This is a genomic window from Bradyrhizobium sp. CCBAU 51753 (genome assembly GCF_015291565.1).
GTDB classification, from domain to species: Bacteria; Pseudomonadota; Alphaproteobacteria; order Rhizobiales; family Xanthobacteraceae; genus Bradyrhizobium; species Bradyrhizobium ivorense.
In genome coordinates this window covers 3598635-3621658 of sequence record NZ_CP030037.1, presented here as the reverse complement: position 1 = coordinate 3621658, position 23024 = coordinate 3598635, and the positions used below count along the sequence as shown (strand labels likewise).

The 23024-nt window shown below is 64.6% G+C and carries 19 protein-coding genes; 12 read left to right on the top strand and 7 right to left on the bottom strand.

Translation table 11 applies throughout. The features are described 5' to 3' along the window. Positions 1-600 carry a thiamine pyrophosphate-dependent enzyme gene (locus tag XH93_RS15975; protein ID WP_139861079.1) on the top strand — a complete coding sequence of 200 codons (600 nt, stop codon included), beginning with the start codon at positions 1-3 and terminating at the stop codon, positions 598-600. A gap of 449 nt (positions 601-1049) precedes the next feature. Here XH93_RS15975 and XH93_RS15970 read toward each other — a convergent pair whose 3' ends face one another. The 5 genes from XH93_RS15970 to XH93_RS15950 all read right to left on the bottom strand — a co-directional run bounded on the left by XH93_RS15970 (position 1050) and on the right by XH93_RS15950 (position 6623). After that, positions 1050-2111 (bottom strand): ketopantoate reductase family protein, encoded by a 1062-nt coding sequence (locus XH93_RS15970; protein WP_194474253.1) that lies wholly within the window; start codon positions 2109-2111, stop codon positions 1050-1052. Between the two features lie 294 nt (positions 2112-2405). Beyond that, a complete protein-coding gene (locus XH93_RS15965) occupies positions 2406-2792 on the bottom strand; it encodes a DUF1236 domain-containing protein (protein WP_194474252.1) in 387 nt (128 codons plus the stop codon). 197 nt (positions 2793-2989) lie between these two features. After that, positions 2990-3769 carry an NYN domain-containing protein gene (locus XH93_RS15960; protein ID WP_194474251.1) on the bottom strand — a complete coding sequence of 260 codons (780 nt, stop codon included), beginning with the start codon at positions 3767-3769 and terminating at the stop codon, positions 2990-2992. Positions 3770-3889: 120 nt separating this feature from the next. Beyond that, positions 3890-4354: a hypothetical protein gene (locus XH93_RS15955; protein ID WP_244626599.1), complete on the bottom strand. Its 465-nt coding sequence runs from the start codon at positions 4352-4354 to the stop codon at positions 3890-3892. Positions 4355-4493: 139 nt separating this feature from the next. Continuing rightward, positions 4494-6623 (bottom strand): acetate--CoA ligase family protein, encoded by a 2130-nt coding sequence (locus XH93_RS15950; RefSeq protein ID WP_139861076.1) that lies wholly within the window; start codon positions 6621-6623, stop codon positions 4494-4496. A gap of 217 nt (positions 6624-6840) precedes the next feature. On the opposite strand from XH93_RS15950, the gene XH93_RS15945 reads away from it, so the two are divergent. The 3 genes from XH93_RS15945 (at position 6841) to frc (ending at position 10672) form a co-directional block, all read left to right on the top strand. Then, positions 6841-7536, top strand: coding sequence for a GntR family transcriptional regulator (locus XH93_RS15945; RefSeq protein WP_139482776.1), 696 nt, complete (start codon positions 6841-6843; stop codon positions 7534-7536). 61 nt (positions 7537-7597) lie between these two features. Beyond that, complete coding sequence (oxc, locus tag XH93_RS15940; RefSeq protein ID WP_194474250.1) at positions 7598-9328, top strand: oxalyl-CoA decarboxylase; 1731 nt, start codon at positions 7598-7600, stop codon at positions 9326-9328. Positions 9329-9394: 66 nt separating this feature from the next. Beyond that, positions 9395-10672, top strand: coding sequence for a formyl-CoA transferase (frc, locus tag XH93_RS15935; RefSeq protein ID WP_139482430.1), 1278 nt, complete (start codon positions 9395-9397; stop codon positions 10670-10672). Positions 10673-10788: 116 nt separating this feature from the next. Here the strand turns inward: frc and XH93_RS15930 are convergent, their stop codons facing one another. Further along, on the bottom strand, positions 10789-11904 hold the full coding sequence (locus XH93_RS15930) for a GNAT family N-acetyltransferase (protein WP_246799631.1): 1116 nt from the start codon (positions 11902-11904) through the stop codon (positions 10789-10791). Positions 11905-12137: 233 nt separating this feature from the next. Here XH93_RS15930 and XH93_RS15925 point away from each other — a divergent pair, with 233 nt between their 5' ends. Beyond that, positions 12138-12950, top strand: a complete 813-nt coding sequence (locus tag XH93_RS15925) for an aminoglycoside phosphotransferase family protein (RefSeq protein WP_194474249.1) — start codon at positions 12138-12140, stop codon at positions 12948-12950. A 55-nt stretch (positions 12951-13005) separates the two neighbouring features. Here the strand turns inward: XH93_RS15925 and XH93_RS15920 are convergent, their stop codons facing one another. Then, complete coding sequence (locus XH93_RS15920; protein ID WP_194474248.1) at positions 13006-15207, bottom strand: Ig-like domain-containing protein; 2202 nt, start codon at positions 15205-15207, stop codon at positions 13006-13008. Between the two features lie 271 nt (positions 15208-15478). Here XH93_RS15920 and XH93_RS15915 point away from each other — a divergent pair, with 271 nt between their 5' ends. From XH93_RS15915 to XH93_RS15885, 7 genes are all read left to right on the top strand, one after another. Next, complete coding sequence (locus XH93_RS15915; protein ID WP_194474247.1) at positions 15479-16213, top strand: autotransporter outer membrane beta-barrel domain-containing protein; 735 nt, start codon at positions 15479-15481, stop codon at positions 16211-16213. Positions 16214-16395: 182 nt separating this feature from the next. Next, a complete protein-coding gene (locus tag XH93_RS15910; protein ID WP_172628105.1) occupies positions 16396-16533 on the top strand; it encodes a hypothetical protein in 138 nt (45 codons plus the stop codon). A gap of 334 nt (positions 16534-16867) precedes the next feature. Continuing rightward, on the top strand, positions 16868-18169 hold the full coding sequence (gene oxlT / locus XH93_RS15905) for an oxalate/formate MFS antiporter (protein WP_139482426.1): 1302 nt from the start codon (positions 16868-16870) through the stop codon (positions 18167-18169). A 242-nt stretch (positions 18170-18411) separates the two neighbouring features. Next, positions 18412-19734 carry an oxalate/formate MFS antiporter gene (gene oxlT / locus XH93_RS15900; protein ID WP_194474246.1) on the top strand — a complete coding sequence of 441 codons (1323 nt, stop codon included), beginning with the start codon at positions 18412-18414 and terminating at the stop codon, positions 19732-19734. Between the two features lie 264 nt (positions 19735-19998). Next, positions 19999-20430, top strand: a complete 432-nt coding sequence (locus XH93_RS15895; protein WP_139861070.1) for a CBS domain-containing protein — start codon at positions 19999-20001, stop codon at positions 20428-20430. Positions 20431-20670: 240 nt separating this feature from the next. Next, positions 20671-21666 (top strand): nitronate monooxygenase family protein, encoded by a 996-nt coding sequence (locus XH93_RS15890; protein ID WP_194474245.1) that lies wholly within the window; start codon positions 20671-20673, stop codon positions 21664-21666. 340 nt (positions 21667-22006) lie between these two features. Next, positions 22007-22975, top strand: a complete 969-nt coding sequence (locus tag XH93_RS15885; RefSeq protein WP_194474244.1) for a zinc-binding dehydrogenase — start codon at positions 22007-22009, stop codon at positions 22973-22975. The last annotated feature ends 49 nt before the right edge of the window (positions 22976-23024 follow it).

The following is a 23024-nucleotide window of genomic DNA, read 5'->3' as shown; positions in this document are numbered from 1 at the left end:
ATGAGCAACCCGCAGCGCAACACCAAGGTGATGAACCGCTTCGATCTCACCCAGCGGCTCGTCACAAAGCTGAAGGACGAGGCCGTGATCGGCGGCATCGGCAACACCAATTTCGACCTCTGGGCCGCCGGCCACCGGCCCGAGAATTTCTACATGCTGGGCAGCATGGGCCTCGCCTTCCCGATCGCGCTCGGGGTGGCGCTGGCGCAGCCGCAGCGGCGGGTGTTCGCGCTCGAGGGCGACGGCTCGCTATTGATGCAGCTCGGTTGTCTCGCGACGATCGCGACGCTGGCGCCGAAAAACCTCACCATGGTCGTGATGGACAACGGCATCTACCAGATCACCGGCAGCCAGCCGACGCCCGCGGCCGGTCATACCGACCTCATCGCGGTCGCGGTGGCGAGCGGCATCGCGAACAGCTCCTGGGCCGCCGACGAGGACGATTTCGAGCGCCTGATCGCGCAGTCGATGACCGCCACCGTGCCGACCCTGATCGGCGTCCGCATCGACGACAAGCCCGGCACGGGCACGACCCGGCGCGACCCCGTGCAGATCCGCGAGCGGTTCATGCACGGGATGGGAGTGAGACAGCCGCTGTAGAGCCGAGCGCATATATTCCCTCCGTCATTGCGAGCGAAGCGAAGCAATCCATCGGCCCGCATATGCGGAGCTATGGATTGCTTCGCTCTGCTCGCAATGACGTGGGGATAGACCTGCCGTCTCCCCGCTGTCTCGCCCGGCCTTGACCGGGCGATCCAGTATTCCAGAGGCGCCTGTGCTTGAATCGAGAGGTCCCGGCGTACTGGATTCCCCCGCCTTCGCGGGGAATGACACTGAGTGTGGGGCGAGTTGTTCCGCTCGCAATGACGGAGGAGAAAGCCTGCCGTCTCCCCGCTGTCATCGCCCGGCTTGACCGGGCGATCCAGTATTCCAGAGGCGCCTGTGCTTGAATCGAGAGGTCTCGGCGTACTGGATTCCCCGCCTTCGCGGGGAATGACACGGAGTGTGGGGCGGGTCGCTCCGCGCGCAATACGGCGCTGGATGCAACGTCAATTCATCCGCAGCTCGGTAATATGCCGCGGGTCCGGCTTCAGCTCGCCGCGTTCGACGCGCTTGACGATGTCGGTCAGCGCGGCGTTGGCGGTGCAGGCGATGCCGAGCCTTTCGCCCTCGCGCACCACAAAACCGTTGAGGAATTCGATCTCGGTGCGGCGGCCCTTCTGCATGTCCTGGCCCATCGAGGGGCGCTGCGCGGACGAGGTGCGTTTTGCGTCCTTGAAGCGCTGCTCGTCGCAGGCGCGCATCGCGGCCGCGTCGCCCTCGCCGGCGCGGGCGATGGTCTCGGGCTCAAGATGCAGAATTTCCTCGAGCTGGTAGCCGTTCGCCTGGCCGACCCGGATCGCCTCGCTGCCGAGCCGGGTCGAGAAGCGGCGCAGCGGCTCGCTTTGCAGGATCTCGCCGCCCGGCAGCCCGGTGCAGGCAGAGAGCCCATTTTGCATCACATTGGCGACCAGCTTCGACCAGCGCTCGCCCCAGAGGTTGGCAGTGACTTTCGCGCTGTCGGAATAGCCGACCAGGCGGCACACCTCCTCGGCGCGCGCGGTGATGCGGCCATGCACCTCGCCGGCGCGAAACACGGTATGCGCCGCCCCGCCCTTGCCGGCGCCGCGGTGGATGTGGCCGGGCTCGGGCAAATTGACCGTGATGCTGCTGGCGATGCAGCCGAGCGTCTTGCCCCAGCCGACCACGCCGGCAATAGTCTCCTCGTTCATGCAGTTCTGCAGCGACACCACATAGCCGTCGGCCGCCAGATATTGCCGGATCAGCACGGTGGCCCAGGCGGTGTCGTACGACTTCATGCAGACGAAGGCGATGTCGACCGGCTGCTCCTTTGCCAGCTGCTGCGCGTCGGTGACGTGCAGCGCGCGGACCGGGACGGTGAACTCCGGAACATCCATCGCATGCGTCACGCGCAGCCCGTGCTTGCGCATGTGATCGACATGCTCGGGCCAGGGATCGATGAAGGTGACGTCCTCGCCGGCCTGCGCCATGTGCGCGCCGGCGTAGCCGCCAACGGCCCCTGCCCCGACGATCGCGATCTTCCGGCCCATGTTGTACTCCCCAGATTTTTTCGGCGGACGCGGGCTGCGTCCTTATCGTTAGGGAGCAGTCTAGGGGATCGGGAAATCAGGCCAAGCGCGCGCTTCATGCCAAAAGCGCGGCCGTGCCATGCCTGGAGTCATGAGCAGAACTAACAAATAATCCCCGCGGGCGACGCGCCCGCGAGGATCACTGCCATCTCCTCTCGTCGTTGCGAGCCAAGCAATCCATCTCACGGCAAGCGGAGGAATGGATTGCTTCGTCGCTTCGCTCCTCGCAATGACGGGGGATAGTGTCTAGCTGGATCAGTCGATGACCCTGATCACCCGGCGGGTGCGCGGTTCGACGATCACGCGGCGATCATTGACAACAGCATAGCGATACTGCGTGTAGCGCGGCACCGGGTGCAGCACGACGGTGTCGGGCAGCGGCTCGCCGACCACGACGCGCTCGCGAACCACGACCGACGGCTCGTCGCGCGGGATCGATCCGATCACCGCGTTCGGAATCTCGAGCCCGGCGCCGACCGCGGCGCCCACCGTGCCGCCGACGATCTCGCCCACCGGGCCTGCGATGTCGTGACCTGCCCGCGCGCCGTTGGCGGCGCCGGTGGCGGTGGTGGACTGCGCAAAGGCCGAGCCGGACGCGAGCAGCGACGCGGCGACAAGGGAAGCGGTAAGACGCTTGTTCATGATTCTCCTCCTCCGAGTTGAACGACGCCTCTCAACATCCGGAGGTAGGAGAACGTTCCGGTTCCAACGCGGCGGCATCATGCGCGAAACGCAGTTCCGCCGGTTCCGCGCATCTGAAAAATGCCGCTCGAATCCTCTCCGATGCGGCATTCATCACTGGTTCACATCGGGATTGAATCAGGCGCGTTGCGCGCCGTTCACTCCGGCGGCTTTTGTGCGGCCCGCCGTCTCCTCGACGGTTTTGGCTGCGGCGCGGCCGCCGGCTTGATGCGGATGCGCATCGCGCCGCCCTTGGGTTGATCGATCTCGAATGCATTTGTCTTGCGCACCAGATCGCTCAGGGTGCGGAAGCCGTAAGTCCGCTGATCGAAATCCGACGCGAGGTTGGCAAGCTGCCGCCCGACCTCGCCAAGCGTCACCCAGCCGTCTTCGCTTGCCATCTGGCTGAGCACGTTCTTGATGATCGGCGTCGCCGCCTCGGGCGGCTGCAGCGGCTGGGCACGGACGGCCGTCTCCGGACTGCTGGTCGCGCCACCACGCAGATTCTCGGTATAGACGAACCTGCGGCAGGCCTGCCGAAAACTCTCCGGCGTCTTCTGCTCGCCGAACCCAAACACGTCGATGCCGTGCTCGCGGATCCGCGCGGCGAGACGGGTGAAATCGCTGTCCGACGACACCAGGCAGAAGCCATCGAACCGGCCGCTGTGCAGCAGGTCCATCGCGTCGATCACCAGCGTGATGTCGGACGCGTTCTTTCCGGTCGTGTAGGCGAATTGCTGCTGCGGGATGATGGCGTGCTTGGAGAGAATATCGGCCCAGGCCCTGGACCGCGGATTGGAGAAGTCGCCGTAGATCCGGCGCACGCTGGCTTCGCCGATCTTGGCGATCTCCTCGAACAGCCCGTCCGCGATCTTCGCGGAGGCATTGTCGGCATCGATCAGGACGGCAAGACGGGGCGAGCGGAGTTCGGCAGGCATGGCGTCCCCCATCGTTGAACCGGAGCACATCGCTCGCGGCGCGGCGATGGACGGGTATAGCGATGTCGAGGCGCTCGCCGCCAGTCTTATTTCCCGGGAACCACGGCCGCGCGGCCGGGCTCAGATCACCTCGCCGGCGTCGATTGCCATCCTGGCAAACTCGACCGCCTTCTCGGCGGTGATTGCGTCGGACGTGGTGGTGGCCTCGTCGCGCACTGAAGGCGGAAAGGCGATCCGGATTTTCTTGCCGTTGGCGCGACGAATCGTGGCGCGCCAACGATCGACATCGCGCCGGTAGGCATCGATCACGAAATCCCGATAGGTCACGCCAGTCATGGGCGACCTGTTCGATGCGGTGTCGGAGTGAGGCGACCGGCCTGCGACGCCGCGAACCATTTCGACAATGGCCTCGACGGCATGGTCGCGTGCCGCGCCGCTGGTGTCCCTGAGCAGATAGCTCACGGCCGCGTCGATCTGCGCCCTTGCGTGATCGTCGCTGGCAAAATCCAGATCGAGTTGAGCTGACATCATGGGGAAAACGCCTCCTCCGGACGCGACATCTGACGCCGTCCAGGCATCCAGCATGTTGCAGGAGACGGTCTAGTCGGCCCCCCGTTAAAGCCGAATTATCCGACAGGCCCCGATTTCTCGGATGCCGTTAACGGTTCGATGCCGCTCCGGATCGTCTCCGGAGCGGCATCGTTCAGTTCACTTCAGGGTTAAATCAGAGCAGGCCCGCGCCGCGCGCCCACTTGTACTTGGCACCGAGCACCTCGACCGGCAGTTCGGTCGAGTACGCATAGGCCGGGATGCCGTTCTGGTAGAGATATTCGGCGGCCTCCTCGACTTCGACGTCGCCGGCGAGCGAGGCGACCATCGGCTTCACAAAGCCCTTGGCCTCCATCTCCTTCTTCACCTCGACCATGTTGCGCGCGAACACCATCGGCGGCGTCACGATGGTGTGCCAATAGCCGAGGATCAGCGCGTGGATGCGCTCATCCGACAGACCGAGCTTCACGGTGTTGACATAGGTGATCGGCGGCTCGCCGCCGGTGATATCCACAGGATTTCCAGCCGCGCCGAACGGCGGGATGAATTTTCTGAAGGCCGCATCGAGATCCGGCGGCATCTGCATCAGCGACAGGCCGTTGTCGACCACGGAGTCGGAGAGCAGCACGCCGGAGCCGCCGGCGCCGGTGATGATCAGCACGTTCTCGCCCTTCGGCGTCGGCAGCACCGGCACGCCGCGGGCGAATTCGAGCAGCTGCCGCAGGCTGCGGGCCCGGATCACGCCGGACTGCTTGAACACGTCCTCATAGATCTTGTCGTTGCCGGCGAGCGCGCCGGTGTGCGACGAGGCCGCTTTCGCACCCGCTGAAGTGCGGCCGGCCTTGAGCACGACCACCGGCTTCTTCTTGGCGACGCGCTTGGCGGCTTCCGCGAAGGCGCGGCCGTCCTTGAGGTCTTCGCAGTGCTGCGCGATCAGATTGGTGTTCGGATCCTGCTCGAAGAAGGCGAGCAGATCGTCCTCGTCGATATCCGACTTGTTGCCGAGGCCGACGATCGCCGACACGCCCATCTTGGCCGAGCGCGAGAAGCCGATGATCGCCATGCCGATGCCGCCCGACTGTGACGACAGCGCGGCGTGGCCCTTGACGTCGTAGGCGGTGCAGAAGGTCGCGCAGAGGTTGGCCGGGGTGTAGTAGAAGCCGTAGATGTTCGGCCCCATCAGGCGGATGTTGTATTTCTTGCCGACCTCGACGATCTCGGCCTGCAGCTCGGGCGCGCCGGCTTCGGCAAAGCCCGACGGAATCAGAACCGCGCCGGGGATCTTCTTCTCGCCGCACTCGGCGAGCGCGCCGGCGACGAACTTCGCCGGGATCGCGAACACCGCGGTGTCGATCACGCCGGGTACGTCCTTAACGCTCTTATAGGCCTTGTAGCCGAGAATCTCGGGGGCCTTGGGGTGGATCGGGTAGATCTCGCCCTTGTAGCCGCCGTTGATCAGGTTCTTCATCACCGAGTTGCCGATCTTGCCGTCCTCGGCGGAGGCGCCGATCACGGCGACGCCCTTCGGCTGCATGATGCGGCTCATTGCCGCGACGATCTCTTCGGTCGGGCGCGGCGCCGGGCGCGGCTTGTAGTCGAAGTCGACGACGATGCGGACGTCGGCGGCGATCGCATTCTTGGCTGTCGCGAACACCGGGTTGAGGTCGAGCTCGACGATTTCGGGGAAATCGCTGACCAGTTGCGACACCTTGACGATGACGTCGGCCAGCGCCTCGCGGTTGACGGGCTCACCGCCACGCACGCCCTTCAGCATCTCATGGGCCTGGATGCCGTCGAGCATCGAAAGCGCGTCGTCCTTGGTCGCCGGCGCGAGGCGGAAGGTGATGTCCTTGAGGACTTCGACCAGCACGCCGCCGAGGCCGAAGGCCACCAGCTTGCCGAACGAGCCGTCGGTGATCGAGCCGACGATCACCTCGGTGCCGCCGCCCAGCATTTGCTGCACCTGGATGCCGTCGATCTTGGCGTCGGCCTTGTACTTCTTGGCGTTGGCCAGAATGGTCGCGTAGCTCTTCTCGGCGTCTTCAGCGCTCTTGACGCCGACCACGACACCGCCGGCCTCGGTCTTGTGCAGGATGTCCGGCGAGACGATCTTCATCACGACCGGGAACCCCATGTCGGAGGCGATCCGGGCGGCCTCGGAGGCCGACTTGGCGACGCCTTCCTTCGGCACCGGAATGCCGTAGGCGTCGCACACCACCTTGCCTTCAGGCGCGGTGAGGCTCGTGCGCTTGTCGGCCTTGACCGCATCGAGAACTTTGCGGACCGCATCCTTAGAATTTGACATTGGCTTCCTCCTGGGACAGATTTTATGGCATTTGGTATGCCAGAGAAGCAATTGTCAAGATCGATCAGCACCCAAAAATGCCGAAAAAATGGGTGTCTTGACATCCTGGTATTTGGCATGCCAAAAATCTAAGGTAATTTCTTCTGCTAAGAAGACGTCTCCAACGAGGAGGAGACGAGTCGTGCCCGAACCAACGCAGACCAAGGCGTCGCCCAACATGGCTGACACAGATATCGCCATCGTCCGGATCGCGCCCGAGACGAGCTTCAAGAACAAGGCCTACGAGGCCTTGAAGGAAGCGATTCTGAAAATGGACATCTACGCGACGCCGGAGCCGGTGATGCTCGACGAGCGCGCGCTGTCCGAGCGACTCGGCGTCAGCCGCACGCCGATCCGCGAAGCGATCGCGATGCTTGAGCAAGACGGCTTCGTGAAGACCGTGCCGCGCCGCGGCATCGTGGTGGTCCGCCGCACCAAGGCGGAGATCGTCGACATGATCCGCGCCTGGGCGGCGCTGGAGAGCATGGCGGCGCGGCTGATCACCACCACCGCGCGCAAGAAGGACATCTCGGCGCTGCGCGACTTCTTCAAGGATTTCGGCGACGACCGGCTGCCGCAGGATCACATCGAGGAATATTCCAAGGCCAACATCGCCTTCCACCAGGCGCTGATCTCGCTGTCGGAATCCCCTGTGCTGGTCGATCTCACCAACGACCTGCTCCTGCACGTGCGCGGCTATCGCCAGCTCACGATCGGGCGCAAGGACCGCACCGCGACCTCGCTGCCCGAGCATCTCGGGATCATCGAGGCGCTGGAAGCACGCGATACCGAGCTCGCGGAAAAACGCGCGCGCGACCACACCCTTGGCCTTGCGGCTTATGTCGAGGCGCACGGCCAAGAACTATTCACTTAGTCCACTCGTTTCAGACGACAACAGATCGTCCGAACAAGAACGTCCAAGGGAGACGATGCCGATGCTGAATACCGCCACCAAGTCCGAGGCACCGGGCACCGAGCAGGAGCTCACCGATGGCTTCCATCTCGTCATCGATGCGCTGAAGCTCAACGGCATCAACACCATCTACGGCGTGCCGGGTATCCCGATCACGGACCTGGGCCGCATGGCCCAGGCGGAAGGCATTCGCGTGGTGTCGTTCCGCCACGAGCAGAACGCCGGCTATGCGGCCTCGATCGCCGGCTTCCTGACCAAGCGGCCCGGCGTCTGCCTTACGGTGTCGGCGCCCGGATTCCTCAACGGCCTCACCGCCCTCGCTCATGCCACCACCAACTGCTTCCCGATGATCCTGATCTCGGGTTCCTCCGAGCGCGAGATCGTCGACCTGCAGCAGGGCGACTATGAGGAAATGGACCAGCTCGCAATTGCAAAACCGCTGTGCAAGGCGGCGTTCCGGGTGCTGCACGCCCAGGACATCGGCATCGGCCTCGCCCGCGCGATCCGCGCCGCGGTGTCCGGCCGTCCGGGCGGCGTTTATCTCGACCTGCCGGCAAAATTGTTCGGCCAGGTGATGAACGCCGACGCCGGCCAGAAGTCGCTGGTCAAGGTGATCGACGCGGCGCCCGAGCAGATCCCCTCCCCGTCGGCGGTCAAGCGCGCGCTCGAGGTTTTGAAGGGCGCCAAGCGTCCGCTGGTGATCCTCGGCAAGGGCGCGGCCTATGCGCAGGCCGACCAGCAGATCAAGGCCTTCATCGAAAAGAGCGGCGTGCCGTTCCTCCCCATGAGCATGGCCAAGGGCCTGTTGCCCGACCTGCACCCGCAGTGCGCCGGTGCGGCGCGCTCGACCGTGCTGAAGGACGCCGACGTCGTGATGCTGATCGGGGCCCGCCTCAACTGGCTGCTGTCGCACGGCAAGGGCAAGACCTGGGGCGATGCCCCGAAGAAGTTCATCCAGGTCGACATCGAGCCGAAGGAAATGGATTCCAACGTCGAGATCGTGGCCCCCGTGGTCGGCGATATCGGCTCCTGCGTCACCGCCCTGCTCGACGGCATGGGCGCGAACTGGTCGGCGGCGCCGAGCGAGTGGCTCGCCACCGTAGCCAAGAAGCGTGACGACAACGTCGCCAAGATGGCGCCGAAGCTGATGAGCAACGCCTCGCCGATGGACTATCACGGTGCGCTCGGCGCGCTGCGCGCCATCGTCGCGGAGCGTCCCGAGACCATCTTCGTCAACGAAGGCGCCAACACGCTCGACCTCGCCCGCGGCGTCGTCGACATGCACAAGCCGCGCAAGCGGCTCGACGTCGGCACCTGGGGCGTGATGGGCATCGGCATGGGCTATTCGATCGCCGCCGCGATCGAGACCGGCCACCCGGTGCTTGCGATCGAAGGCGACAGCGCCTTCGGTTTCTCGGGCATGGAGGTCGAGACCATCTGCCGCTACAAGCTGCCGGTCTGCGTCGTGATCTTCAACAATGACGGCATCTATCGCGGCACCGACGTCAACAATGTCAGCGAGGATCCGGCGACCACGGTGTTCGTCAAGGGCTCGCGCTACGACAAGATGATGGAGGCGTTCGGCGGTGTCGGCATCAACGCCACCTCGCCCGACGAGCTGAAGCGCGCGGTCAACGCCGCGCTGGATTCCGGCAAGCCGACCCTGATCAACGCCGTGATCGATCCGGCGGCGGGCTCGGAGAGCGGCCGCATCGGCAACCTCAATCCGCAGAGCGTTCTTAAGAAGAAGTAAGTCCCCCTTAAACCCAACACTCCCTGCGGGTGCAGGGGCAGACAGACAGAGTACGGAGCAAACGATATGACCAAGGCGCTCAAGGGCGTTCGCATTCTCGATTTCACCCACGTCCAGTCGGGGCCGACGTGCACGCAATTGCTGGCCTGGTTCGGCGCCGACGTGATCAAGGTCGAGCGTCCCGGCGTCGGCGACATCACGCGCGGCCAGCTGCAGGACATCCCGAACGTGGACAGCCTGTATTTCACCATGCTGAACCACAACAAGCGCTCGATCACGCTCGACACCAAGAACCCGAAGGGCAAAGAGGTGCTGACCGCGCTGATCAAGAACTGCGACGTGCTGGTCGAGAATTTCGGCCCCGGCGTGCTCGACCGCATGGGCTTCCCCTGGGAGAAGATCCACAGCCTCAACCCGAAGATGATCGTCGCCTCGATCAAGGGTTTCGGCCCCGGCCCGTATGAGGATTGCAAGGTTTACGAGAACGTCGCGCAGTGCACCGGCGGCGCCGCCTCCACCACCGGCTTCCGCGACGGCCTGCCGCTCGTCACCGGCGCCCAGATCGGCGACACCGGCACCGGCCTGCATCTCGCGATCGGTATCTTGGCCGCGCTCCACCAGCGCACCAGTACCGGCAAGGGCCAAAAGGTCACCGCCGCGATGCAGGACGGCGTGCTCAACCTCGCCCGCGTCAAGCTGCGCGACCAGCAGCGCCTCGCCCACGGTCCGCTCAAGGAATACAGCCAGTTCGGCGAAGGCATTCCGTTCGGCGACGCCGTGCCGCGCGCCGGCAACGATTCCGGCGGCGGCCAGCCCGGCCGCATCTTGAAGTGCAAGGGCTGGGAGACCGACCCGAACGCCTACATCTACTTCATCACCCAGGCGCAGGTTTGGGAGAAGATCTGCGACGTGATCGGCGAGCCGACCTGGAAGACCGATCCGAACTACGCCAAGCCGCCGGCCCGCCTGCCGCGCCTCAACGAGATCTTTGCGCGCATCGAACAGTGGACGATGACCAAGACCAAGTTCGAGGCGATGGAGATCCTCAACAAGGACGACATCCCCTGCGGCCCGATCCTGTCGATGAAGGAGATCGCCGAGGACCAGTCGCTGCGCGCCACCGGCACTGTGGTCGAGGTCGATCATCCGACCCGCGGCAAGTACATCTCGGTCGGCAACCCGATCAAGCTGTCGGATTCGCCGAGCGAGGTCACCCGCTCGCCGCTGCTCGGCGAGCACACCGACGAGATCCTGCGCCAGGTGCTCGGCTTCTCCGACCACCAGGTCGCCGAGATCCACGACTCCGGCGCGCTCGACCCGCCGCGGAAGCAGGCCGCCGAGTAACAGCCAGGCTTTAGACAAGACGCAAATGGCCGCGGGAAACCGCGGCCATTTTGTTTTGGAGGACAAGGCGCTTCAGATCATGGTTGCGGCGAACCGCCCCTCGCCGCGCACACCCGCTACCAGAGATCGCGATAATTCGCGAACCGTCGCAGCGTCTTGTCGTAGCGGGCCGGCACGATCCAGGGCAGCAGCAACCTGAAGATCGCGTTCGGCAGCGGCGAGCGCAGCCGCACATAGAGGTCGAGCGGATCGAGATCGTGCCGCATCCGGAATTTCGGCTCATAGCTGAGGCCGGTGCTGCGCAGCCACTTGTAGCCGTTGGCGATCGCCCAGTTCATCATGTCGCGAATGGTGTAGTAGTAGAGATGCAGGTCGAGCGCGACGGCATAGTCCAGCCCGACATATTCCCAGAACAGGCTGTCGCCTTCGACCATGCAGAGGCTGAAGGCGACCACCTTGCCGCCGCGGCGCCAGATGAAGAACTGGATCTTGTCCTTCATGTCGCTGCCGAGCCGGCGGAAATAATCGGCGGTCAGCTTCTCGAAGCGGAATTTCGAACGGTCGAAGACCTGCAAATAGAGCGGATAGATGTCGTCGACGGCATCCTTCGCGTCAGCGGTGACGGTGAGCGCAAGGCGTTCGCCGTCGGCCGCCTTGAGTTTCTTGCGCAGTTGCCACCTTGCTGATCGCGGCAGCGCATTGCGCATGTAAGCATCGAAGTCGTCGTGCTCGATGTTGAGTGCCGTCATCGGCATGCTCGGCGCGCGGGCAAAGCCGCGCCGCACGAAGCAATCCAGCGCCGGGCGGTAGCGCGCCGGGAATTCCTTGAGGACGATGAGCTGCGCGCGGCACGACCTTGCGAGATCGACGATCTCGCGGCAGAGAATTTCCGCCATCTCGCCTGACGGCACCGTGCCCGATCCGGCGAGGTGTCCCTCGCCGGCGAAGCATCCAACCATCAGGGTGCGGGTCTTGAAGAACCGCGGCGCGACGCGCCGGATGCGCGCAAGCCACGGCTGCCAGGTCTCGCCAAGTCCCTCGAGAATGTCCTGGTCGAGCAGAAAAAACGGCTGCACCGCCTGGATGCAGCCGGCGCGGTCGATGATCGCGAAGTAGCGGTAGTCGACGCCGTCCCCGAGCGTATCCTCGAGGATTTCGTAGTAGCGGCGATCCTTGCGCAGGTCGGCAAAGCTGGCCGCCCAGGCGGGGCAACCGGCGATGTCGCCACGCATCATGATCTTCACGCAAAACCGCGCTGGAGCGGCGGCCGCGTCGGCTGCACTTGGAGTGTCAGTCAGGCTGACGACGTCTAAAGTCACGCATTGCCCCCACTGCGATGCTTAACTTTCCAAGTCCGGCTCGAATGTAGTTGATTTGGCCGGGGGACTCTGTGCCATCCTCGCAACAAGGGAACTTTTTAGGCGGCGTTCGCCGACGTTAGCTGTTCGGGGCGGGAGGACGGACGATGCGGGGGTCCCTGGGGGAGAAGCTCGGCGAAGGCGCCTTTGCGGACATCCACGCCTGGGCGCCCGCTCAGGTCGTCAAACTGCTCAAGGCCGGTGTATCGAAGCAGTCGTGCCGGTGGGAGGCGCGGATGACCCGCGCCGTCTTCGCCGCCGGCTGCGCGGCGCCGGAGGTGCTTGGCGAGGTGACTGTGGAGGGGCGCTTCGGCATCGTGCTCACCCGCCTCGACGGCCCCACCCTGCTGCAGCAAACCCGCAGCGGCGCGATCAGCCTCGGGGAAGCGGGCGCGATCCTCGCCTCGCTCTGCCTCGCCGTGCACAACACGCACCCGCCGCCGGACATCCTGTCGCTGCGCGACCTGATGGGCGGCATGCTGCGGCTCTCCGACGACGCCGTTCCACACCGCATCGCCGCGGGCATTCTTGCCCTGATCGACCGGCTGGAGCCGGGCGACGGACTGTGCCATTCCGACGTCCACCCCGGCAACGTGATCATGACGGCGGATGGTCCGAGGCTCATCGACTGGGGCAGCGTGGTCCGCGCACCCGCCGCCTTCGAGCTTGCGAGATGCCACGTGTCGCTGTCCGAGATGGCGCCTGAAGTCGTCGACAATCCGGCGCGGCCGCGCGCCGTCAATGCCGCCGCGCAGTCCGAGTACGCGCGGCTGACCGGCATGTCCGAAGCGGCGCTGGCGACGGCGATCGAGCCCTATCTGCCGATTGCCCGCGCCTTTGTCCTGTTCAGCGACGCAATGCCCGCCCTGCGCGACAAACTGATCCAGCGGATCGAGACGGCGCTCGATCCGCCGGATTGAATCTCGATGCGCGCGGCTGTCGCCCCGGTCGGGTGACAGCCGCACTAGGCAACGGCTACGCGGAGAACAGATAGTCCTGCGAGTTGAAGTCCAGTCCGAACGTGTTGGTATAGATCGGAATTTCGCCGACGGGGAAATCGCCGCCGAGGCTGACCAGCGTTCCCACCGGGTCCGGGAATTTCAGCAGATCGAGCGACGCGCCGACATTGAATCCAATTCCCGTGTTGTTGGTCAGTTGAGCGTTCGGCGTCAGCAGCAAGTCCATGCCGATCAATCCGTCATGATTGGTGTCATGGCTCGAGGCGTTGTGGATGACGTCCAGCGGCGTGCCGAACGTCACCGGAATGATGGTGTTGTCCTCCAGCTTCAGCGAGGCGTCGAGACCGAGCGAGGTGAGATCGAAGTGCTGGGTCATGTTGACGCCGCCGTCGACCGTCAGGCTGAGCAGGTCGACGAACCCGAGGTCGAGCGGGTTCGGGCTGATGCCAAGCGCAGCCAGCGCCAGCGCGACCATGTCGACATTGAGGTTGACGATGTCGGCGCTGGCCCCGTCCGAGTGCAGGCTGTTCGGCCCGTTCTGGGACCCGACCGTATCGACCTGCGGCCACTGCAGCGTCAGCGTCGCCACCGGGTTGAGCGGCGGGATATCGATGGTGTCGCTGAAGGTCGCGCTGTCGATGCCGAAGATGTTGAAGCCGAGATCCAGCGGCCCGACGGTCGCACTGCCCCCGATCAGGCCGAGCACATCGACATGCGCCGACAGCAAGGCATGGAAGATGAAGTCGAGGCTGTACGAGCCGCCGGGACCGGTTGTGTTGAACGTCCCGCCCGCCGCCAGGGCGTCGTTGGGCGTAATCAGCAGCGAGTCGGTGGTTCTGTTGTAGGCGGTGTCGATCGTGATGTCGTAGGGCAGCGTCGCGTCGATATCGCCCAGCGTGGCGTGCAGGGTCGACTGAAAGCCGACCCTCAGCTCGTAATGGCCGCCGGCCGATCCAAGCGGATCGAGGTCGACGCCGGGATCGCCCGAGACGTCGATGCCGAGGAAGCGACTGTCGTCGATGCCGCCTGGAAGGCTGGGGTCCCAGATGCTCTGGTTGATCGCGTTGAATGTCTCCTGCGTCGCATTATGCGCGACATCCAGCTGAATGTGCTGCGACGCCGAGACCGAGGCCGTGTCGGGATCGCCGTTACCGTTCTCGTCGGCCGTCGCCGTCACCGCGAAATCGAAATTGCTCGAGTGATCGGTCGGCAGGAACAGCTGAACGTCCTCGGAGGCCGAATCGCGCACGCCGTCGACCAGCGCGTGGGTGATGGCTCCGGCGTTGATGGTCACGCCGGCCGGCAAGGTGCCGAAGACGAGACTGCTGAGCAGCTCGGAGCCGTCGATGTCGGCGGTCGTGGCGGTGACATGAAGCCGGATCTCGTTGACGGGGTCGCCGTCCTGCGGCGCCAGCACCTCGAAGCTGATCTGCGGCTGGTCGGCGACCGGAATGATGTGCATGTTGACGGTGGCGTGGTCCTCGCCGCCGTTGGCATCGGTGACGCAGTAGACGAATGAATCGTCGATGCTGTTGGGATCGGTATTGAGCCCGGCGAAATCGTGGTTCGGCGTGTAGAACAGGCTCTTGCCGTCGGCGGCGATCGTCACCGTGCCGTGGGCGCCGGGATCCTGATGGATTTCGGTGATCTTCAGCGAGCTCGTGCCGTCCGCATCGGTATCATTGCCGAGCACGAACAGCTGGATCGGCGTGTCCTCATGCGTGGTGCCGTTGTCGTCCTGCGCGTCGGGCGCGGCAGGCGCGAACGCGGTGATCTTGTCGCCGACGCTGGTCAGCCGCGCGCCGAATTGCAGATGCGCGATGTCGTCGAGCGTAATGTCCTGCGTCGCATCGAGCGTGAAGTGCACTGGGCCGGTGATGAGATCATGCCCCTTGCCGGGCGTGCCGAAAGCGATACCGACGTCGAACGGCGACGCCGCGCCGTTCATGTTGACGCCGCCTCCGAGGTTGCTCACGCCGTTTGCTTTGATCTGCTCGTCCGTAACGACGCCGTCGTGGTCGATGATCTGCATTCCGGGAAGATCGAGCTCGTTAAAGTGAAAAAACAAACCGCGAAGGTCGGCCGTCTTGCTCGGCGATCCCAGCACTTCAACGGAGAAGTCGATATTGCCTGCATTTTCGGTCGCCGTGATGTCGACGACGATGCCTTGCTTTGCAAATAGCTTGAAGTGAATGCTGCGTGGACAGAACTCGGCCATGGAAAATCCTCCGATCTTGGCGGTTGGGGGCACGCGATTTCGAAGAGGACTGAGAGGCGTGGATTCGAAAAAATAACTTAAAATTGCCTATATTTACGACACAACCTAGCCTAGTCGACGCATCCGGCGTCTGCAATCGTTTCCCGATATTTCCTGGAATTGGGACAGCCTTGCTATCCGATGCCGCAAATCTGGACGCGCACCGAGAACTGTCTGTTTGACGCGCAGCGTTGCGCGCGCCGCGGCGTCTGCATCAGGCGGTCGCGCGTCAATGAGAGGCGCGGCTGCATCTCGATCCGTCCCGCGTACGAGCGACGGCGCTCGTGATGCCGGGCGCGGTCATCGAGTCCTGCGGCGCAAAAGTTCCATCAGCCGACGATTTGATTCGATTTTTGCGGTTGCCGGCGGCGGTTGTGCGACCGGCCTGCGCAGCGGTGCGGCGGCGAGCTTCAGCACGCTCGACACCAGCCGCTCGATCATCTTCCCGGGCTTCTTCGGCACCGCCCGCGCCCGCTACGATGCCACCACCGCGCAGGTGTTCGGCGAGATCGGTTATGGGCTGCCGCTCGGCCGCGTCGCGCTCGAGCCGTTCGCCGGCCTCGCCTGGGCGCATCTCGACACCGGCCGCTCTGGCGAAACCGGCGGCAGCGGCGCCGCGGCGCTGGTCGGCATCAGCAACAACCAGGACGTCGGCTACTCCACGCTCGGCGGCCGCATCGCCACCAGCTTTGCCGTGTTCAACGACATGCAGCTGACGCCGCGGGCCTCGGTCGCCTGGCAATACGCCTTCGGCGATGTCACCCCGACGGCGGCGCTCGCGTTCCAGAGCATCGGAACCGGCTTCACGGTGGCCGGCGTTCCGCTCGGCCGCAGCACGGCGCTGGTCGAAGGCGGGCTCGACCTGCGGGTCGCCCCGCAGGCCAGCGTGGGGATCGCCTATGTCGGGCAACTCGGCGACCGGGTCCAGGACCACTCGGTGAAGGCCAGTTTCAACTGGAAGTTCTGAGAAACGGGCTCCGGCCACGCCCCGCGATTGGCTTCCGGACCATTAACGACGCCATTTGCTGCACTGCACACGATGCCATGCTGCTATGCAAACAAGATCGTTGTATCTGGCATCTGGTATACGTAGATTGTCTCCAATGACGCGCCGGCCCGTTGCCGGCCACCTGGAAAAGGGGACACCCCATGTCAAAGACCTCCGCTATCGCGCTTGCGCCGTCCGCCTCGGTGCTCAGCCGCCTGCTCGCCACGATCGACCGCCTGCTGATGAAGAGCGCGGAAATCTCCAACCGCAATGGCGACCTGCCGCGCTTCGGCCTGTAAGGGCTAGCGTGATTCCGGCGGGCCTAAAGCGCGATCACGCTTTGGCTTTTCGCCGGAGCATGATGTTTTCGGAAGACCGGCTCGCCGTTTTCCGGACCAGGCTCCAGCGCCGGACGCGCCCTTTCGCCGCGAAACCCGACCGACATTGAACCTTCGACCAATGGCCCCGTTTTTCGGGGCCATTTTCGTGTCCGTTGAACTAATCTTGTTGTGCGCGCCGCTGCGGCATAAGCGCACGCCAGCCATGCGACAGCTTGATCCTTGGCATATCAAATACCAAGATGGCCGGCGCGCGCGAGAAGCAGAATGACGACAAACGCGCATGGGAGGATCTATGTCGGACATGGTTCAGGCAACTGCGGCCCCCACAGCCGCGCGGGTCAGCGACACCTATCGCTGGACGCAACTTGTGATCGGCGTCGCCGCGATGGTGATGATCGCAAACTACCAATACGGGTGGACATTCTTCGTCCCCGACATCCAGAAGAAATTCGGGTGGGATCGTGCATCGATCCAGTGGGCCTTCACGCTCTTCGTCTTGTTCGAGACCTGGCTGGTGCCGGTCGAGGGCTGGTTCGTCGACAAATACGGTCCGCGGATCGTGGTGCTGATCGGCGGCATCCTTTGCGCGCTCGGCTGGGTCATCAACGCCCAAGCCACCACGCTCAACGGCTACTATCTCGGCATGATCATCGCGGGCATCGGCGCCGGTGGCGTCTACGGCACCTGCGTCGGCAACGCGCTGAAATGGTTTCCTGACAAGCGCGGCCTGGCCGCCGGCATCACCGCCGCAGGTTTCGGCGCAGGCTCCGCGCTCACGGTGGCGCCGATCCAGGCGATGATCAAGGACTCCGGCTTCCAGACCACCTTCCTCTATTTCGGTCTCGGCCAGGGCATCATCATCGTGCTGCTCGCCTTCTTCCTGCTCTCGCCGAAGCCCGGACAGGTGCCGCAGGTGGTGGCGAACGCCAATCTGCTGCAGACCCGCCGCAACTATCAGCCGACCGAAGTGCTGCGCCAGCCGATCTTCTGGCTGATGTACTTCATGTTCGTGATCGTCGGCGCCGGTGGCCTGATGGTGACGGCAAACCTGAAGCCGATCGCGGCCGACTGGAAGATCGACAACGTGCCGGTCACGCTGATGGCGGTGACGATGACCGCGGTGACGTTCGCGGCGACCATCGACCGCGTCCTCAACGGCCTGACGCGTCCGTTCTTCGGCTGGATCTCCGACATGATCGGCCGCGAGAACACGATGTTCATCGCCTTCGGCATGGAAGGCCTCGGCATCTACGCGCTCTATCTGTTCGGTCACGATCCGGTCTGGTTCGTGCTGCTGTCGGGCTTCGTGTTCTTCGCCTGGGGTGAGATCTACTCGCTGTTCCCCTCGACCTGCACCGACACGTTCGGCGCCAAGTTCGCGACCACCAATGCGGGCCTGCTCTACACCGCAAAGGGCACCGCGGCGCTGCTGGTTCCGCTCGGCAACTACATGCAGCAGACGTCGGGCCATTGGGACACGGTGTTCCTCATCGCCGCCGGCGCCAACATCCTGGCATCGCTGCTCGCGATCCTGTTGCTCAAGCCGTGGCGCAAGGTCGTGGTCTCCAAATCGACGGCGCAAGTCGCCGCGTAAACAAAACCCGACTACTGACGACGAAACGCCCGGCGAAATGCCGGGCGTTTTCGTTTCTGGGGGCGCTCCGGCGTCAGCCGAAGGCCCATGCGCGGCCCGTCATTATTGCTGCAATGCAACAGAAGATCGCCCTTGCAATCTGGAATATGGTATACCAACATCCGCCGACCGCTTGCGACGATACGCCACAACAATTGCGACACTGGGTCACAACTGAGACCCGCGCGTTCGGGGAGGACTTGATGGTTTCCAGCACTACCGCCGCCACACCGGCGCAACCTTCGTCCAGCGGCTTCCGCTGGCTCCAGCTCGCCATGGGCATCGTCTGCATGGCGATGATTGCCAACCTGCAATACGGCTGGACACTGTTCGTCGACCCGATCGACGGCGCCCACCACTGGGGTCGCGCGGCGATCCAGTTCGCCTTCACCATCTTCGTGGTGACCGAGACCTGGCTGGTGCCGGTCGAGGCCTGGTTCGTCGACAAATACGGTCCGCGGATCGTCATCATGTTCGGCGGCGTCATGATCGCGCTGGCCTGGGTGCTGAACTCCTACGCCGACTCGCTCACCCTGCTCTACACCGCCGCCGTGTTTGGCGGCATCGGTGCCGGCGCGGTGTACGGCACCTGCGTCGGCAATGCGCTGAAATGGTTTCCCGACCGCCGCGGTCTCGCCGCGGGTGCGACCGCTGCGGGCTTCGGCGCCGGCGCGGCGCTGACCATCGTGCCGATCGCCAGCATGATCGCCTCGAGTGGCTACCAGGCCGCGTTCTTCGATTTCGGCATCGGCCAGGGCCTGATCGTGTTCGTGCTCGCCTTCTTCATCCGCAAGCCCGACGTCGCGATCCCGCCGCGGAAGAAGCAGCTCAATCTGCCGCAGACCAGGATCGACTTCACCCCGCCGCAGGTGCTGCGCTCGCCGATTTTCTGGGTGATGTATCTGGTGTTCGTGATGGTCGCCGCCGGCGGCCTGATGACCGCGGCGCAGATCGCTCCCATCGCGCACGACTACAAGATCGCCAACACCCCGGTGACGCTCGCCGGCTTCCAGATGGCGGCGCTGACCTTCGCGATCTCGCTCGACCGCATCTTCGACGGTTTCGGCCGCCCGTTCTTCGGCTGGGTGTCGGATACGATCGGCCGCGAGCACACCATGTTCATCGCGTTCGGCACCGCGGCGCTGATGCTGCTGACGCTGTCGACCTGGGGCCACAACCCGCTGGTGTTTGTGCTGGCGACCGCGGTCTATTTCGGCGTGTTCGGCGAGATCTACTCGCTGTTCCCGGCGACCTGCGGCGACACCTTCGGCTCCAAGTTCGCGACCACCAACAACGGCATGCTCTACACCGCGAAGGGCACCGCCTCGCTGCTGGTGCCGGCTGCCAGCATCATCGCCACCACCTATGGCTGGCAGGCGGTGTTCGTGGTCGCGGTCGCGCTCAACGCCACCGCCGCGCTGATGGCGCTGTTCGTGATCAAGCCGCTGCGGCGCGCCTTCATCCTCGGCAGCGAGGCCGCGGCCGAGGCTGCGACGGTAACCAAGACCAGCGCCGAGACCGCTTAATCCCTGGTCCCGATACTCTCCTCCGGGACGAACTTGAGGCGCACTTCGGTGCGCCTCTTTTCTTTGAGCCAAACAGGGATGCCAGATACCAGACCGGCGACAGGCTCCCCCAACCCACCCTTTCACTTTCACACGAGATCGGCCGAAATGTCAGTAATGCTGCCTATTTCAGCTGTTTCTTGGTGGTAGATTTCGCCAGCCGCGCCATTGACAATTGGTATTTTGTATACCAGACTCCAGCCATCATAAACAAGGGAGGTTGCCATGCAAGTCGGAGATATCCTGCGCAAGAAGACCGCTCGCGTCGCGACGGTTCGCATGAACGAGACGGTGGCGATCGCCGCCCAGCTGATGCGCGCCAGCAATATCAGCGCGCTCGTGGTCAAGGATGTCGTCCGCACCGAAGGCAACACCGCTGTCGGCATGTTCACCGAGCGCGACGTGGTGCGCGCGATCGCCGAGCACGGCGCGGCCGGCGCCAACATGCGGGTGTCGCAATTCGTCTCGGTGCAGCAGCTCGTCTCCTGCACCTCGACCGACACGCTCGAGCACATCCGGCATCTGATGACCAAGCACCACATCCGCCATGTGCCCGTGATCGATAATTACAGCCTGATCGGCGTCGTCAGCATGCGCGACATCGCGGCGGCGTTCGACGAGGAAGCCACTGCGGCGAAGCAGGCCGTGCCGGCCTGAGCGCAGCGTTCCGCCTATGCTAGAGGCGCCGCGTGCGAAATCACCGGCGCTTGAGCTGATGAACCGAAACGTCAGCCCACCCCTCGCCTCGCCATCGTGAGCCCTCCATTTCCGCATGGGCGCGCCGCCCGCGCGGGATAGACTTTTGCCGGATCGGACTGCATCCTTCCGCTCGAAAACTCAAAAACCGCGCGCGGCTTGTCCGCAGCACGGAAAATTCGAGCGGAAACCGAGGGCAGGATGATCAAGACTCGCTTCACCGAAATGTTCGGCGTCGACCACCCGATCGTGCAGGGCGGCATGCAATGGGTCGGGCGCGCGGAGCTGGTCGCGGCCGTCGCCAATGCCGGCGCGCTCGGCATGATCACTGCGCTGACCCAGCCGACGCCGGACGATCTGCGCAAGGAGATCGCGCGCTGCCGCGAGCTGACCGACAAGCCGTTCGGCGTCAACCTCACCATCCTGCCCGCGATCAAGCCGCCGCCCTATGCCGAGTATCGCCAGGCCATCATCGAGAGCGGCATCAGGATCGTCGAGACCGCCGGCAACAAGCCGCAGGAGCATGTCGACGAGTTCAGGAAGCACGGCATCAAGGTGCTGCACAAATGCACCAGCGTGCGCCACGCGCTGTCCGCCGAGCGCATGGGCGTCGATGCGATCTCGATCGACGGCTTTGAATGCGCCGGCCATCCCGGCGAGGACGACACGCCCGGCCTGATCCTGATTCCCGCCGCCGCCGACAGGGTGAAAATCCCGATGATCGCGTCCGGCGGTTTCGGCGACGCCCGCGGCCTGGTCGCGGCGCTGGCGCTCGGCGCCGACGGCATCAACATGGGCACGCGCTTCATGTGCACCAAGGAAAGCCCGATCCATCAGCTGGTGAAGGAGCGCATCGTCGCCAATGACGAGCGCGAGACCGAGCTGATCTTCCGCACCATGCGCAATACCTCGCGCGTCGCCAAGAACGCGATCTCGACCAAGGTGGTGCAGATGGAGAAGGAAGGCGCCAAGTTCGAGGACGTCCGCGAGCTCGTCGCCGGCGCCCGCGGCAAGATGGTCTACGCGTCAGGCGATGCCGACGAGGGCATCTGGTCGGCCGGCCAGGTGCAGGGCCTGATCCACGACATCCCCTCCTGCGCCGAGCTGATCTCGCGCATCGTGCACGAGGCCGAGACGATCATCGCCGCGCGGCTCGGCGGCATGATGTCCGGCGCCAAGCGCCAGGCGGCGGAATAAGACGAAGCGTTACCCGTCACCCTGAGAGAATATGAAGCTTTGCCCTCATCTACCGTTGTCATCGCCCGGCTTGACCGGGCGATCCAGTACGCCGCGGCCTCTCGCTTCTATCACCGGCGTCTCTGGAATACTGGATCACCCGGTCAAGCCGGGTGATGACACCGAGCAAGCTGAGCAAACCATCCCCGTCATCCTGAGGTGCGAGCTCTTGCGAGCCTCGAAGGATCGACGGCCACCGGCCGGGCCGTTCATCCTTCGAGGGCCGCTGAAGAAGCGGCCACCTCAGGATGACGGAACTAAAAATTAATTCGCGTCAGACGACACAAACGAGAACAAGCCCATGAAAGCCTATGTGTACGGCGCCAACGGCCCCGAAATATCAGACGTCGCAAAGCCCACGCCGAAGGGCACGCAGGTGCTGGTGAAGGTTCATGCCTGCGGGCTGAACCGCGCCGATCTCGGCATGACCAAGGGCCACGTCCATGGCGCCGCCGGCGGCGTCGGCACGGTGCTCGGCATGGAATGGGCCGGCGAGGTCGCCGAGCTCGGGCCCGACGCCAAGGGCGTCAAGGTCGGCGACCGCATCATGGGCTCGGGCGGCGCGGCGTTTGCCGAATACACGCTGGCCGATCACGGCCGCCTGTTCCGCGCGCCCTCGAACATGAATTTCGACGAGGCCGCCACCCTGCCTGTCGCGCTGGCGACGATGCATAATGCCGTCGTCACCAACGGCGCGCTGCAGGCGGGCCAGAGCGTGCTGATCCAGGGCGCGAGCTCCGGCGTCGGGCTGATGGCGATGCAGATCGCAAGGCTGAAAGGCGCAAAGCTGGTGATCGGCTCGTCGACCGATGCGATGCGCCGCGGCCGGCTGAAGGAGTTCGGCGCCGACCTCGCGGTGGACTCGAAGGATCCCGGCTGGGTCGATCAGGTGCTGCAGGCGACCGGCGGCGAAGGCGTCGACCTGATCGTCGACCAGGTGTCGGGCCCGGTCGCCAACCAGAATCTGAAGGCCACCAGGGTCAAGGGCCGCATCGTCAATGTCGGCCGGCTCGGCGGCACCCACGGCGACTTCAACTTCGACCTGCACGCGGCGCGCCGCATCCAGTATATCGGCGTCACCTTCCGCACCCGCACGATCGAGGAGATCCGCGAGATCTTTGACGAAGTGCGCAAGGACATCTGGCCGGCGGTGGAGGCGCGAAAGCTGCAGCTGCCGATCGACAAGGTCTTCAAATTCGCCGACATCGGCGCGGCGTTCGCCCACATGGAGGCGAACCAGCACCTCGGCAAGATCGTGGTGACGCTGTAGCGGATTTGGCGGTGGCAAGCCGCCGCGCGCCGGTGCAGTATGCGCGCGA

Coding starts and splice junctions, on each gene's coding strand:
- oxlT (WP_194474246.1), top strand. CDS start 18,412: ATGGTTTCCAGCACTACCGCCGCCACACCGGCGCAACCTTCGTCCAGC.
- XH93_RS15945 (WP_139482776.1), top strand. CDS start 6,841: ATGGCTGACACAGATATCGCCATCGTCCGGATCGCGCCCGAGACGAGC.
- XH93_RS15895 (WP_139861070.1), top strand. CDS start 19,999: ATGCAAGTCGGAGATATCCTGCGCAAGAAGACCGCTCGCGTCGCGACG.
- XH93_RS15965 (WP_194474252.1), bottom strand. CDS start 2,792: ATGAACAAGCGTCTTACCGCTTCCCTTGTCGCCGCGTCGCTGCTCGCG.
- XH93_RS15950 (WP_139861076.1), bottom strand. CDS start 6,623: ATGTCAAATTCTAAGGATGCGGTCCGCAAAGTTCTCGATGCGGTCAAG.
- XH93_RS15925 (WP_194474249.1), top strand. CDS start 12,138: ATGCGGGGGTCCCTGGGGGAGAAGCTCGGCGAAGGCGCCTTTGCGGAC.
- oxlT (WP_139482426.1), top strand. CDS start 16,868: ATGTCGGACATGGTTCAGGCAACTGCGGCCCCCACAGCCGCGCGGGTC.
- oxc (WP_194474250.1), top strand. CDS start 7,598: ATGCTGAATACCGCCACCAAGTCCGAGGCACCGGGCACCGAGCAGGAG.
- XH93_RS15955 (WP_244626599.1), bottom strand. CDS start 4,354: ATGCTGGATGCCTGGACGGCGTCAGATGTCGCGTCCGGAGGAGGCGTT.
- XH93_RS15970 (WP_194474253.1), bottom strand. CDS start 2,111: ATGGGCCGGAAGATCGCGATCGTCGGGGCAGGGGCCGTTGGCGGCTAC.
- XH93_RS15975 (WP_139861079.1), top strand. CDS start 1: ATGAGCAACCCGCAGCGCAACACCAAGGTGATGAACCGCTTCGATCTC.
- XH93_RS15890 (WP_194474245.1), top strand. CDS start 20,671: ATGATCAAGACTCGCTTCACCGAAATGTTCGGCGTCGACCACCCGATC.
- XH93_RS15885 (WP_194474244.1), top strand. CDS start 22,007: ATGAAAGCCTATGTGTACGGCGCCAACGGCCCCGAAATATCAGACGTC.
- frc (WP_139482430.1), top strand. CDS start 9,395: ATGACCAAGGCGCTCAAGGGCGTTCGCATTCTCGATTTCACCCACGTC.
- XH93_RS15910 (WP_172628105.1), top strand. CDS start 16,396: ATGTCAAAGACCTCCGCTATCGCGCTTGCGCCGTCCGCCTCGGTGCTC.
- XH93_RS15920 (WP_194474248.1), bottom strand. CDS start 15,207: ATGGCCGAGTTCTGTCCACGCAGCATTCACTTCAAGCTATTTGCAAAG.
- XH93_RS15930 (WP_246799631.1), bottom strand. CDS start 11,904: ATGCGTGGCGACATCGCCGGTTGCCCCGCCTGGGCGGCCAGCTTTGCC.
- XH93_RS15915 (WP_194474247.1), top strand. CDS start 15,479: ATGAGAGGCGCGGCTGCATCTCGATCCGTCCCGCGTACGAGCGACGGC.
- XH93_RS15960 (WP_194474251.1), bottom strand. CDS start 3,769: ATGCCTGCCGAACTCCGCTCGCCCCGTCTTGCCGTCCTGATCGATGCC.